Consider the following 12,894-nt stretch of genomic DNA (forward strand, 5'->3'; position numbering starts at 1 on the left):
CTCCTCGATGGTCTGTGAGTGTCTTACTGGTTGTTGCAGGCGGACGTGCCGGCGGCGTCGAGCCAGGGCAGGTCGTGGCCCATCCGGTCCCGCTTGGTGCGCAGGTACCGCAGGTTGTGCTCGCCGGCCGTCACGGGCATCGGCTCGCGTCCGAGGACGGCGATGCCGTGCCGGGTGAGCGCGGCGGTCTTGTCCGGGTTGTTGGTCATCAGCCGAGTGCTGCGCACCCCGAGGTCGGCGAGGATCTGCGCCCCGGCCGCGTAGTCACGGGCGTCGGCGGGCAGGCCGAGCTCCAGATTGGCGTCCAGGGTGTCGCGGCCGCGCTCCTGGAGCTCGTACGCCCGCAGCTTGGACAGCAGTCCGATGCCACGGCCCTCGTGACCGCGCAGGTAGACCACGATGCCGCGGCCGGCCTCGGTGATGCGGTCCATGGAGGCTTCCAGCTGCGGACCGCAGTCGCAGCGCAGCGAGTGGAAGATGTCGCCGGTCAGGCACTCGGAGTGGACGCGCACGAGCACGTCCTCGCCGTCGCCGATGTCGCCGTGGACGAGGGCGACGTGCTCCACGCCGTCGACGGTGGAGCGGTACCCGTAGGCGGTGAACTGCCCGTGCGCGGTGGGCAGGTTGACCTCCGCCTCGCGCTTGACGGTCGGCTCGGAGCTGCGACGGTAGGCGATCAGGTCCTCGATGGAGATGATCGTCAGGCCGTGCTTGCGGGCGAACGGGACGAGCTCGGGCAGCCGCAGCATGACGCCGTCCTCACCGGCGATCTCGACGATCGCTCCGGCCGGGCGCAGACCCGCGAGGCGCGCGAGGTCGACGGCGGCCTCGGTGTGGCCGGGACGGGTCAGCACGCCGCCGGGCTTGGCGCGCAGCGGGAAGATGTGCCCGGGGCGCACGAAGTCGGACGGGCCGGCCTGCCCGCCGGCCAGCAGCCGGAGCGTGGTGGCGCGGTCGGAGGCGGAGATGCCGGTGGTGACGCCGTAGGCGGGGCCCGCGTCGACGGAGACGGTGAAGGCCGTCTGCATCGACTCGGTGTTGTTGCCCACCATCTGGGGCAGCTCCAGGCGCTCCAGCTCGTCGCTCTCCATCGGGGCGCAGATGAGGCCGCGGCACTCGCTCATCATGAAGGCGATGATCTCGGGCGTGGCCTTCTCCGCGGCGATGACGAGGTCGCCCTCGTTCTCGCGGTCCTCGTCGTCGACGACGACGACCGGGCGGCCCGCGGCGATGTCGCGTATGGCCTGCTCGACCGGGTCGAGCGCGAGGTCCTCGAGGCTGTCGGCGGCGTACCAGGTGGGCAGGGCGGTCATGCGGCGACTCCTTCCAGAGCGGGCGCGGCACTCCGGCGTGAGCGCTGCCACCAGTCGTAGGCGCCCCAGACGACGAGGGCGAAGTAGATCACGTAGACGAGGCCGGAGAAGGCGAGGCCGCTGCTGAAGGCGAGCGGCACACCGACGAGGTCGACCAGCAGCCAGGCGAACCAGAACTCGACCAGGCCCCGGGCCTGGGCGACCATCGCGACCAGCGTGCCGACGAAGATGTACGCGTCGGCCCACGGGCTCCAGGACAGCGACGGGAACGCGGTGAACAGGCCGCCCACCGCGAGCGTGCCGAGCACCGCGCCGGCGGCGAGCCGGCCGCGCTCCTTCCAGGAGGCGAAGCGAACGGCGATGGAGCCGTCCTGGGCCTGCCGGCGGCCGCGGGTCCACTGGTGCCAGCCCCAGGCGGCCACACCGATGACCAGGAGCTGCTTGCCGACGCCGCCGCTGAGATGGGCGGAGGCGTACGCGCCGACGAGGATGACGCCGGACAGCAGCTGCGCGGGCCAGGTGAGGACGGAGCGGCGCCAGCCGAGGGCGAGCGCGATGAGCCCGATCGCGTTGCCGATCATGTCGGACCACATGATGTGCTGCCCGAAGAGGGTGAACGCCTCCGTGTTGAGCCAGCTCAGCGCGCTCACTTCGCGTTGCCCTTCGGGTCGGCGCCGAGCAGCCGCTCGACGTACTTGGCGATGACGTCGACCTCGAGGTTGACCGGGTCGCCGCTCTGCTTGACGCCGAGCGTGGTCAGGGCGAGCGTCGTGGGGATCAGACTGATCGTGAAGTAGTCGGGGCCCGCTTCGACGACGGTGAGGCTCACGCCGTCGACGGTGACGGAGCCCTTCTCGACGACGTACCGGGCCAGCTCGGCGGGGAGGGAGATCTTCACGATCTCCCAGTGCTCCGAGGGGATGCGCTCGACGATGGTGCCGGTGCCGTCGACGTGCCCCTGGACGATGTGGCCGCCGAAGCGTCCGTCGGCCACCATCGGGCGCTCCAGGTTGACGCGGGAGCCGGTGGTGAGGGCCCCGAGGCTGGACCGCTTGAGCGTCTCGGCCATCACGTCGGCGGTGAACTCGCCGTCGCCGGTCTCCACGACGGTGAGGCAGACACCGTTGACGGCGATCGAGTCGCCGTGCTTGGCCCCCTCGGTGACGACGGGTCCGCGCAGGCGGAAGCGGGAGGCGTCGCCGAGGTTCTCGACGGCGGTGACCTCACCCAGCTCTTCGACGATTCCGGTGAACACTCAAGCTCCCTTGGTGACGGTCGCGGTGATGCGCAGATCGGGCCCGATGCGCACGGTCTCGGTGACGTCGAGCCGCAACGCTTCGGCGATGGTGGTGATTCCGGCGTCGGCGAGGGCCGCGGGGCCCGCGCCGAGGAGTATGGGCGCGAGGTAGCCGACGACGCGGTCGACGGCGTTCGCGGTGACGAAGGCTCCGGCGAGGGTCGGGCCGCCTTCGAGCAGGACGGAGCGGACGCCGCGCTCGTGCAGCCCCGCGAGCAGCGCGGGCACGGACAGCCCGCCCTCGGCGCGCGGCAGGCGCAGGACGTCGGGCAGGTCGCTCTCGGCGTCCTCGGCGATCGCGACGAGCGTGGGCGCGGCCGCGTCGAGCACGCGCGCGCCGGGCCGCACCGCCGCGGCGTCGGTGTCGACGACGACCCGCAGGGGCTGGGTCGCACCCTCGACGCCGCGCACCGCGAGGTGGGGGTCGTCGGCCCGCATGGTGCCCGAGCCGACGACGACCGCGTCGGACTCGGCACGCAGGCGGTGCACATCGGCCCGGGACTCAGGCGAGCTGATCCAGCGGCTGCTGCCGTCGGCCGCGGCGATGCGGCCGTCGAGGGTGGCCGCGTACTTCCAGGTGACGTGGGGGCGGCCGAGGCGTACGGAGGTGAGCCAGGCGGCGTTGACCGCCTCGGCCTCGTCCTCCAGGAGCCCCTGTTCGACCCGGAGTCCGGCGGCGCGCAGGGTGTCGGCCCCGCCGGTGGCCTGCGGGGTGGGGTCGGCGACCGCGTACACGACGCGGGCGACACCGGCCTCGATCAGGGCCTGTGCGCAGGGGCCGGTGCGTCCGGTGTGGTTGCAGGGTTCGAGGGTGACGTACGCGGTGCCGCCGCGGGCCAGGTCGCTGGCGGCGCGCAGGGCGTGGACCTCGGCGTGCGGCCCGCCGGCACGCAGGTGGAAGCCCTCGCCGACGACGCGTCCGGCGGCGTCGGTGACGACGCACCCGACGACCGGGTTGGGGCTGGTGGAGCCGAGACCACGGACGGCGAGCGCGATCGCCCGTCGCATGGCGTCCGTGTCGGGTGTGGCCACCGGGTCCTCCTGCCTCATTCGGGCACGGACTCCGGGGCCTGTCGATGACGACAGAGAGCGGGAAACGACACCGCACCGGGGAACGCCGAGGCCGAGGGCACGGGATCGCCGCGAACGTCGACCCGTACCGTACGGCCGGCACACCCGTGAGGGTCACCCGCCGCGCACTGCCTCCCATCCGGACTTTAACCGTCGGTCCAGGAATTTCACCTGGTCAACCGGCCGCTGGCTGCGGACGGGTCGCGGACTGTAACCGCCGGTTCGGAATTGCACCGACCCCGGAGTGCGCTGCTGCTGATACAGGGCCAGTGTGCCATGCCGGGCGCTCGGCCAAGCGGGGGAACGCTGTGGGCTGACTCACACATGACACAGCCCCTGCGGGACGGTCCGGGCATACAGGCACATGTCGATCGGAAAGCGGCCCCATCCGCGCAGCGGGGCAGCGGTCTTGGGTCCTTGCCGCCGCCGGTTGCCGGGGGCAGGGGCCGGGGGCGGGGGGCCGGTGTGCTGCCGGGCCATCGCGCCTCAGGCGGCGGGGCTGCTTGTACGCGGCGCGCCCGTCGGGGCTCCGCCCTGAACCCCGCGCCTCAAACGCCGGCGGGGCTGGGGTGTCCCTATGGCCTGGCGGCCTTGGGGTGCGCCCAGCCTCACGGCCCCGCGAACAGTTCCCGTTGCGCCGCCTCGCGTGCCAGGCGCAGCGCGCCGCTGAGGACCGCCGATCCGCCCAGCTCCCCCGCGCGCACCTCCGTCCGCAGCGGCGACATCCTCGCGAGCCGTGTCTCCACGCGCGAGGCCAGCGCCGTGCCGCCCGCGTGGCCCACCTCGCCGCCGAGTACCACGCAGCCCGGGTCCAGCACCGACACGACCGCCGCCGCGCCCACGGCGATGCGGTCGGCCAGGGCGTCGAGGAAGTCGTCGCGTCCGTCGGCGACGGCGGTCGCGACCACCGCGGCGGCCAGTGGTTCCGGGTCTTCGGCCGGCGCCGCGATCGCGTGACGCTCGCCCAGCTCACAGACCGCGGCCGACCCGGCCAGCGAGTGGAAACCGCCGCCGCAGTCGACCGCCGACGGCAGGCCCGCCGTCCCCGGCACGGGCAGGAAGCCGATCTCGCCCGCTCCGCCGGACGCTCCCCTGCGCAGCCGCCCGTCCAGGAACAGTGCCGCGCCGACGCCGTGGCCCAGCCAGAGGAAGGCGAACGTGTCCCGGTCGCGGGCCGCACCGGCGCGCTGTTCGGCCAGGGCCGCGAGGTTCGTCTCGTTCTCGACGACCACCTGAGCGGGGAGCCGCTCCTGGAGCGCGGTGACCAGACGCCGGTGCCAGGCGGGCAGACCGCTGGACTCGCGCAGCTCCCCGGCGACCGGGTCGATCAGCCCCGGCGCCCCGATGCCCACGCTGTGCAGGCGGGCGGCACCGGCTTCACGGACGGCGCGCTCCAGGAGCGCGGCGGCCTGTTCGACGGCGGGTTCGGTGCCGGTGTCACCGTCGATGGGCAGCGTGGCCTCGGCCAGCGTGGTACCGAGGAGGTCGGCGACCACGACGGAGACGCTCTGGGTGCGGACGTCGAGGGCGGCGAGATGCGCGCGATCGGCGACGATCCCGTACAGGCGGGCGTTGGGCCCGCGCCGGTCGGCGCCCGCCTCGCCGACCACCCGGACGAGGCCGGCCCCCTGGAGCCGCTCCACCAGGTCGGCGACGGTCGGCCGGGACAGGCCGGTGAGGCTCTTGAGCTGGCCTGCCGTCAACGGGCCCTCCTCCTGGAGGAGTTCCAGGGCGAGCCGGTCGTTGATGGCCCGGGCGGTGCTCGGGGATGCGGGCATGCCGGAATCCTTCCAGACGGCCCGGTCGCTCGGGGGCGAGGAGCACGGAAATCCAGTATCTATCAGGAAGGCTCCCTGATAGTTTACGGCTCACCTACTCGGGGAGGGGATGTCCGCATGTCGAGGGAAATGGCCACGGAGCCGCGCCGGCTGAAGCGCGCCCGTGTCGCCGTCGCCGCCGTCTTCTGTGTGCACGGCGCCGTGACCGGCAGCTTCGCGACCCGCATTCCCTGGATCCAGGACCACGCGGGCGTCAGTGCGGGGCAGTTGGGGCTGGCGCTGGCGTTCCCGGCGCTCGGCGCGTCCGTGGCGATGCCGCTGGCCGGGGCGATCAGCCACCGCTTCGGGGCGCGGACCTCGCTGCGCGGACTGCTCGCGCTGTGGACGCTGAGCCTGGCCCTGCCGTCCCTCGCGCCGAACCTCTTCACGCTGTGCGCCGCGCTGTTCGCGTTCGGCGCGACCGCGGGCATGTCGGACGTGGCGATGAACGCGCTCGGCGTGGAGATCGAGAACCGCCTCGACCGCTCGATCATGTCCGGGCTGCACGGCATGTGGAGTGCGGGAGCACTGATCGGCTCGGCGGGCGGGACACTCGCCGCCCACCTGGGCAGCGACGCCCGCCTCCACCACCTGCTCGCAGCCGCGACGCTCACCGCGCTCGGGCTGATCGCCTGCCAGGGCGTACTGGACCTGCGCAGCACGCCCGACGAGGAGCCGCCGCCGCGCTTCGCGCTGCCGCCCAGGTCGGCGCTGGTCATCGGCGCGATCGGCTTCTGCGCGGTGTTCGCGGAGGGCGCGAGCCTGGACTGGTCAGCGGTGTACCTGCGCGACGTGCTGGACACGTCGCCGGGGCTCGCCGCCGCGTCGACCACGGCCTTCGCGCTGACGATGGCGGTGGCGCGGCTCGCCGGCGACCGGATCGTCGACCGGTTCGGGCCGGTGCGCACGGTGCGCGTCGGGGGCGTGCTGGCGACGGCGGGTGGGTTGCTGGTCGTCGTCGCGCCCCGGCCGGCGGTGGCGCTGTGCGGGTTCGGGCTGATCGGCCTGGGGGTCGCGGTCGTCGTGCCGCTGGCCTTCGCGGCCGCGGGCCGCAGCGGGCCGAACCCGAGCCAGGCGATCGCGGGCGTCGCCACCATCACCTACACGTCCGGCTTGATCGCGCCGTCGGCCATCGGCGCGGTCGCCGACGCGACCAGCCTCGTCGTCTCCTTCGGCCTGGTGACCGTTCTCGCGCTCGGGCTGGTCCTCGGCGCGGGCGTGCTGCGGACGGCCGGCCGGGAGAGCGTGAAGGTCACTCCGCGGGACGCAGCAGTGCCCGGCCGGCGTCCCTGAACCGCTCGCTCCAGGGGGCGGGCCGCAGGCTGCCGGGGTCGAGCCTGACGAGCACCCGGGAGCCCTGCGCGTAGGTCGTCGCGCCATCGGCCGAGCAGAACCGGAAGCCGTACGTCAGCCCGGTACGGCCGAGCCGGTCCAGCCACAGGTGCACGGCGTACTGCCCGGCTCGCGTGACGGGCTGCTGGTAGCCGATGCGCAGTTCCCTGACGGCGGTGCAGGCGTCACCGGCGGCGGCCCAGTCGCCCTCGTAGCGGAAGCCGCGCTCGTGCCAGTACGCCGGCCATGCCCGCTCGACAAGGAGCGGACAGCGGGCGTTGTGCAGGAGTCCCAGCGCGTCGAGGTCGTCGAAGTGGACGGTGACGGGCACGAGAACGCCGGGCAGGACGGCCGGGGCGGACGGGGTGTGGGCGGTCACGGGCGCGGCTCCTGAGCGGTCTCCGGCTGAAAACCGCCTCATCCTGAGCGAGCGCTCAGAGCGTTCCCCGCCCCGGGGTCCGGCGCCATGGTGCGGCCGTCTTCCTCCGCACCGATGCGTCCCTCCCGGCCACTACGATGACGCCCGATAGTTGACTACTGCATGAAGTGGAGCGGCCCGTGGACCTCGGCGTGCGCTGGACCCTGCACGGCGACGGGCGGACCCCCGCTCCGGGTGCCGTCGTACGACCCGACGAGCGGCTGTCCTGGCCGCGTACCGCCGGCCTCGGCGCCCAGCACGTCGTCGCCATGTTCGGCGCCTCGTTCGTGGCGCCCGTGCTGATGGGGCTCGACCCGAATCTCGCGATCATGATGTCCGGCATCGCGACCGTGATCTTCCTGCTCGCCACGCGCGGCAAGGTGCCCAGCTACCTCGGCTGCTCGCTCTCCTTCGTCGGTGTCGCCGCGACGATCCGGGCGACCGGCGGCGACAGCGCGACCGTGACCGGCGCTGTGCTCGTGGTCGGCGCGGCGCTCTTCGTCGCGGGCCTCGCGGTGCAGCGGTTCGGCGCACGTCTCATCCACGCGACCATGCCGCCGATCGTCACCGGCGCGGTGGTCATGCTCATCGGCTTCAACCTCGCGCCCGTCACCGCGTCCACGTACTGGCCCCAGGACCAGTGGACCGCGCTGCTCGTCATGCTGTTCACCGGTCTCGCGGTGGTGTGCCTGCGCGGGTTCTTCTCGCGCATCGCGATCTTCCTGGGCCTGGTCTTCGGATACGCGCTGTCCTGGGCGCTCGACCGGATCTTCGGGAAGATCCACTCCTCCGTCGGCGGCCAGGCCGTCGACCACTGGCGGCTGGACCTCTCCGGCGTGGCGAAGGCCGACTGGATCGGCCTGCCGTCGTTCCACGCCCCGAGTTTCGAGTGGTCCGCGATCCTCGTCGCCCTCCCCGTGGTGATCGCGCTCATCGCGGAGAACGCCGGACACGTCAAGGCCGTCGGCGAGATGACCGGCGACCCGCTCGACGACAGGCTCGGCACGGCGATCGCTGCCGACGGCGCCGCGTCGATGCTGTCCACCGCCGTGGGCGGCCCGCCCAACACCACGTACTCCGAGAACATCGGCGTCATGGCCGCCACCCGCGTCTACTCCACGGCCGCCTACTGGGCCGCCGCCGGATTCGCGCTCCTCTTCGGGCTGTGCCCCAAGTTCGGCGCCGTCGTGGCCGCCATCCCCGGCGGAGTGCTCGGCGGCATCACCGTGATCCTGTACGGCATGATCGGGCTGCTCGGCGCCCAGATCTGGATCAACGCCGATGTCGACCTGCGCAATCCGCTCAATCTCGTGCCGGCCGCCGCGGGCATCGTCATCGGGGTCGGCGGCGTCAGCCTGAAGATCACCGACACCTTCGAGCTCGGTGGCATCGCGCTCGGCACGATCGTCGTCATCACCGGCTACCACGTGCTGCGCGCCTTCGCCCCGGCGCACATGAAGGAGCGGATGCAGGAGCAGGAGCCCCTGCTGGACGCCGGGACCTCCTCGTACGACGTGAAGGACGCCGAGAACGCCGAGGGCGCCCCGAGCAGGCCCGGCGCGGGTTCCTAGAGGCGCCCCGTCCTCCTTTCCGGCGAAGCCGCGGCCCGTCAGCGCGCCGCCGGGCGGTGGCCTGGGACCCTGCCTCCATGGCGCAGAGTGAACAGCTCGCAGTGCTGCCGGGCCAAGGCCCGGCAGCGGTTGACTCGGTGGTGCGGCGGATGCTCGCGTACGGCTCCGCCTGGCCGGCCGGGGACGGCGTCGCGGTGTTCAACCGCGTCTATCTCGCGGTCACCCGGGAGCTCGGCCGGCACATCGAGGACGGCCTGATCGCGGACCGGCGGGCCGCCGTCACGCTCGAGGTGCTGTTCGCCCGCCGCTACCTGTCGGCGGTCGACGCGGTGTCCGAGGGGCTGCGTCCGCCGGCCTGCTGGCGGCCGCTGTTCCAGTACCGCCGCCATCCCGGCGTACGGCCGCTCCAGTTCGCGCTCGCCGGGATCAACGCGCACATCGGGCACGACCTGGCGCTCGCCGTCGTCGACACCTGCCATGCGCTCGGCTGCGAACCGGCCGACCTGGAGGGCGCGTTCGACCGGGTGGGCGACGTGCTCGTGCTGCTGGAGGAACGCATCCGCGAGGACGTGATGCCCGGGCCCGACCTGCTGCAGATCGCCGACCCCCTGACGCACCTCGTCGGCTCGTGGAGCCTGGAGCGCGCCCGGGAGGGGGCGTGGTCGGCGGCGCGGCTGCTGTGGGGGCTGCGTGATCTGCCGGACCTGGCCGAGGAGTTCACCGAGCGCCTCGACGCGGGCGTCGGTCTGGTGGGCCGCTGCCTGCTGACCCCCTGGCGCTGACGCGCCCCGGCTCCACGGGCAGTCGGCCGGGAGCCGGGGCGGCGGTTCAGTCCTCCGGCAGTTCGACGGGCGCGATCTCGTCGTAGAGGTCGCCGGGACCGGGGTTGGACGGGTCGGTGGACCCGCCGAGGTGGTTCATCACGCCCCAGACGGCGTTCAGCGCGGTCTGCACGGCGCCCTCGGCCCAGCCGGCCGTCCACGAGATGTCGTCGCCGGCGAGGAAGATGCCGCGCTTGTCCTCGGGCAGCGCGTCCTGCATGAAGTGGGTGAACAGGCGGCGCTGGTAGCGGTAGTGGCCGGGCAGGTTCGCCTTGAAGGCGCCCATGAAGTAGGGCTCGTTCTCCCACGACACGGTCACCGGGTTGCCGATGATGTGGCTGCGGATGTCGACGTTCGGGTAGATCTCCCCGAGCGACTTGAGCATGACCTCCATCCGCTCGTTCGCGGACAGCGGCAGCCACTTCAGGCTGTCGTCGCACCAGGTGTACGACAGGCAGATCACGGCGGGCTTGTCGGGACCGTCGTCGAGGAGGTACGTGCCGCGGGTCATGCGGTCGGTCAGCGTCATCGACATCGTGTCGCGACCGGTGACCTCGTCCTTGTCCAGCCAGAACGGCCGGTCCACGGGCACGAACAGCTTGGAGGACTCCATGTAGTGGGTCCGCTCCATCGCCGTCCAGTGGTCGATCGGGAAGAGCGAGTCGTCGCAGGCGATCTTGGAGAGCAGCATCCAGGACTGCGCGGTGAAGACGGCGGCCCGGTACGTGCGGATGTCACCGGACGCGTCCGTGACCGTGATCCGGTTGCCCGCGGTGCGGTTCAGCCGGGTGACGGCGGGCCGCGGCTCGCCGTCGTGCAGCGACGACAGCGAGGTGCCGAGCGGCCAGTGGACGATCTTCTCGGGCTCGCGGTCCCACAGGCGCAGCGGGAGCTGCTGGCTGCCCTCGACGATGCCGCGGTGGTGGTCGTCGGCCTCGGAGTAGACGACGCGCAGGATCTCCAGGATGGAGTTCGGGAAGTCGGTGTCCCAGCCGCCGGTGCCGAAGCCGACCTGGCCGAAGATCTCGCGGTGGCGGAAGGACTTGAAGGCCTCCGACTCGCACAGGAAGCCGTAGAAGGTCTGGTTGTCGAGCTTCTCGACGAGCTTCGCCCAGATCTCGCGGATGCGCGGGACGTCGCGCTCGCGCATGGCGCGGTTCATGTCGGAGAAGTCGGCGCCCTCCTCCAGACAGGCGTTCCAGGCGTCCATCACGTCGCGGTAGACCTGCGGCAGGTCGTCGATGGTCTCGGCGTAGTGCGACTCGCCCTTGAGGTCCACCACGGTGGAGGGGGTGCAGGGCGCGAGCGGGTTGGGGAACGGCTTGGTGGTCAGGCCCACCAGGTCGATGTAGTGCTGCAGGGCCGTCGAGGAAGGCGGGAAGCGCATCGCGCCCATCTCGGCGCTCAGCTCGTCCGTGCCGGTGCCCTCGAAGCCCACGGTGCGCAGGCGGCCGCCGATGCGGTCCGCCTCGTACACGACCGGCTTGAGGCCCATCTTCATCAGCTCGTACGCGGCGACGATGCCGGACAGACCGCCGCCGACGACGGCGACCTCGGTGCCGTGCTCGGTCGCGGGTATCTGGCCGAGTCCCGCCGGGTGCGCGAGGAAGTCGTCGTAGGCATAGGGGAAGTCCGGACCGAACATGGTGATCGGCGGCAGGGGGCGCCCCTGGCCGGACGCCGGGGGAACGTCGCTGTGCTGGACGGCGGTGGTGGGCACCGTGGACGTCATGGGGTACGGACTCCTTGCACGGAACGGTGAGGCGTGGGGAAGCGGGGAGGGGGGCGGCGGTCAGACCAGGGAGCGGTAGAGGCCGGGCCGGCGGTCGCGCAGGTAGGGGTTGTTCTCGCGCGAGGCGGCGAGGAGCGCCGGGTCGACGTCGCCGACGACGAGTTCCTCGCCTCGCCCTGCGCGGGTGCGGACGGCGCCGTCGGGGCTCGCGAGCGAGCTGAGTCCGACGAACTCGAACTCGCCCTCGGGGCCGGTCCTGTTGACGTACGCGATGTACATCTGGCTCTCGAACGCCCGCACCGGCACCAGCGATTCGGCGACGAACTGGAAGGGGTGCATCTGCGCGGTGGGCACGAGGAGCAGGTCGGTGCCGGCCAGCGCATGGGCCCGCACGTTCTCGGGGAACTCCACGTCGTAGCAGATCAGCAGCCCGATGCGGATGCCGTCGAGCTCCGCCTGCACGACGGCGGTGTCACCGGGGGTGAACCACTGCTGCTCGAAGCAGCCGAAGAGGTGCGTCTTGCGGTAGTTCGCGAGGCTCTCGCCGTCCGGGCCGATCAGCTGAGCCGAGTTGTGGATCAGGTCGCCGGCGCGCTCCGGGTAGCCGTAGTGGACGGCGACGCCGTGGCGCACCGCGATCTCGGCGACCGCGCGGGCGCCGGGGCCGTCGGCGGGCTCCGCCAGCTTCGGCACGTCGTCGCCGATCGCGTACCCGGTGAGGAACATCTCGGGACACACCAGCAGGCGCGCGCCGGCGGCCGCGGCGCGGCCCGCGGCCTCGTCGAGCACCTTCAGGTTCTCGGCGACGTCACCGGGCCGTCCGGAGCTCTGGAGCAGGGCGGTGCGCAGCGACGGCATCGGCAGACCTCTGTCGTGAAGGGGGGCGGAGGGGGAGGTGTCGGTGGGACGTCAAAAACGGTACGTTTTCGCGCTCGGCCGGGACAAGACGCAACCATTGCGGACCGATGGACGATCCGTTGCGTGACCCGTGCCTGCTGCGGCGATTCGTTGCGCGTCGCCCCCCGCGCGGCGATTCATCGCCACGCTCTTTCGCGGGCGGCTACGCGGGCGCGCCCGACGAGAAGCGCCGCAGCAGCGGTGAGAGCACCAGCACCGACTTGGTGCGCTCCACGAAGGGCTCGCCCGCGATCCGTTCCAGTACCCGCTCGAAGTGGCGCATGTCGGCGGCGAAGACCTGGACGATCGCGTCCGCGTCACCGGTGACGGTGGAGGCGGACGCGATCTCCGGGTAGCGCTTGAGCCCGCGCTCGATGGCCTCGGGCGAGGTGTTGCGACTGCAGTAGATCTCGATGAAGCCCTCGGTCTCCCAGCCGAGCGCCGCCGGGTCCACCCGTACGGTGAATCCGGTGATGGCACCTTCCGCCCGCAGCCGGTCCACCCTGCGCTTCACGGCGGGGGCGGAGAGGCCGACCATCGCTCCGATGTCGGCGTAGGAGCGGCGGGCGTCCTCGGCGAGGGCGTGGACGATGCGTTCGTCGAGATCGTTCAGTCGCACTGCGGG

Annotated in this window: 12 protein-coding genes and 1 riboswitch; of the genes, 3 read left to right on the forward strand and 9 right to left on the reverse strand. The window is 72.4% G+C overall.

Annotated features, from left to right (window positions below):
- Positions 1 to 23: 23 nt before the first annotated feature.
- The 5 genes from AB0K02_RS05590 to AB0K02_RS05610 form a co-directional block, all read right to left on the reverse strand.
- Positions 24 to 1,313 carry a bifunctional 3,4-dihydroxy-2-butanone-4-phosphate synthase/GTP cyclohydrolase II gene (locus AB0K02_RS05590; protein WP_365991071.1) on the reverse strand — a complete coding sequence of 430 codons (1,290 nt, stop codon included), beginning with the start codon at positions 1,311 to 1,313 and terminating at the stop codon, positions 24 to 26.
- Positions 1,310 to 1,963, reverse strand: coding sequence for a nicotinamide mononucleotide transporter family protein (locus AB0K02_RS05595; protein ID WP_365991072.1), 654 nt, complete (start codon positions 1,961 to 1,963; stop codon positions 1,310 to 1,312). Before AB0K02_RS05595 ends, AB0K02_RS05590 begins: the two co-directional genes overlap by 4 nt.
- A complete protein-coding gene (locus tag AB0K02_RS05600) occupies positions 1,960 to 2,568 on the reverse strand; it encodes a riboflavin synthase (protein WP_365991073.1) in 609 nt (202 codons plus the stop codon). The genes AB0K02_RS05595 and AB0K02_RS05600 overlap by 4 nt, the downstream gene beginning before the upstream one ends.
- Positions 2,569 to 3,618: a bifunctional diaminohydroxyphosphoribosylaminopyrimidine deaminase/5-amino-6-(5-phosphoribosylamino)uracil reductase RibD gene (ribD, locus tag AB0K02_RS05605; protein ID WP_365991257.1), complete on the reverse strand. Its 1,050-nt coding sequence runs from the start codon at positions 3,616 to 3,618 to the stop codon at positions 2,569 to 2,571.
- A gap of 184 nt (positions 3,619 to 3,802) precedes the next feature.
- Positions 3,803 to 3,933, reverse strand: a riboswitch (FMN riboswitch).
- A 356-nt stretch (positions 3,934 to 4,289) separates the two neighbouring features.
- Positions 4,290 to 5,459, reverse strand: a complete 1,170-nt coding sequence (locus AB0K02_RS05610; protein WP_365991074.1) for an ROK family transcriptional regulator — start codon at positions 5,457 to 5,459, stop codon at positions 4,290 to 4,292.
- A 117-nt stretch (positions 5,460 to 5,576) separates the two neighbouring features.
- Here AB0K02_RS05610 and AB0K02_RS05615 point away from each other — a divergent pair, with 117 nt between their 5' ends.
- A complete protein-coding gene (locus AB0K02_RS05615; protein ID WP_365991075.1) occupies positions 5,577 to 6,791 on the forward strand; it encodes an MFS transporter in 1,215 nt (404 codons plus the stop codon).
- Here the strand turns inward: AB0K02_RS05615 and AB0K02_RS05620 are convergent.
- A complete protein-coding gene (locus AB0K02_RS05620) occupies positions 6,751 to 7,209 on the reverse strand; it encodes a thioesterase family protein (RefSeq protein ID WP_365991076.1) in 459 nt (152 codons plus the stop codon). The genes AB0K02_RS05615 and AB0K02_RS05620 overlap by 41 nt on opposite strands.
- Before the next feature lie 179 nt (positions 7,210 to 7,388).
- On the opposite strand from AB0K02_RS05620, the gene AB0K02_RS05625 reads away from it, so the two are divergent.
- Both AB0K02_RS05625 and AB0K02_RS05630 read left to right on the forward strand, forming a co-directional pair.
- Complete coding sequence (locus AB0K02_RS05625; protein WP_365991077.1) at positions 7,389 to 8,819, forward strand: solute carrier family 23 protein; 1,431 nt, start codon at positions 7,389 to 7,391, stop codon at positions 8,817 to 8,819.
- Between the two features lie 77 nt (positions 8,820 to 8,896).
- Entirely contained in the window at positions 8,897 to 9,601 is a 705-nt protein-coding gene (locus tag AB0K02_RS05630) for a DUF5995 family protein (RefSeq protein WP_365991078.1), read from the forward strand.
- A gap of 46 nt (positions 9,602 to 9,647) precedes the next feature.
- Here AB0K02_RS05630 and AB0K02_RS05635 read toward each other — a convergent pair whose 3' ends face one another.
- From AB0K02_RS05635 to AB0K02_RS05645, 3 genes are all read right to left on the reverse strand, one after another.
- Positions 9,648 to 11,372 (reverse strand): NAD(P)/FAD-dependent oxidoreductase, encoded by a 1,725-nt coding sequence (locus AB0K02_RS05635; RefSeq protein WP_365991079.1) that lies wholly within the window; start codon positions 11,370 to 11,372, stop codon positions 9,648 to 9,650.
- Between the two features lie 60 nt (positions 11,373 to 11,432).
- The gene (locus AB0K02_RS05640) at positions 11,433 to 12,230 is read right to left on the reverse strand and encodes a carbon-nitrogen hydrolase family protein (protein WP_365991080.1); all 798 of its coding nucleotides are present in this window, start codon (positions 12,228 to 12,230) and stop codon (positions 11,433 to 11,435) included.
- A gap of 202 nt (positions 12,231 to 12,432) precedes the next feature.
- The gene (locus AB0K02_RS05645) at positions 12,433 to 12,888 is read right to left on the reverse strand and encodes an Lrp/AsnC family transcriptional regulator (protein ID WP_177153281.1); all 456 of its coding nucleotides are present in this window, start codon (positions 12,886 to 12,888) and stop codon (positions 12,433 to 12,435) included.
- Positions 12,889 to 12,894: the final 6 nt, after the last annotated feature.

Source organism: Streptomyces sp. NPDC049597, from assembly GCF_040675505.1.
In the GTDB taxonomy this organism is placed as follows: Bacteria; Actinomycetota; Actinomycetes; order Streptomycetales; family Streptomycetaceae; genus Streptomyces.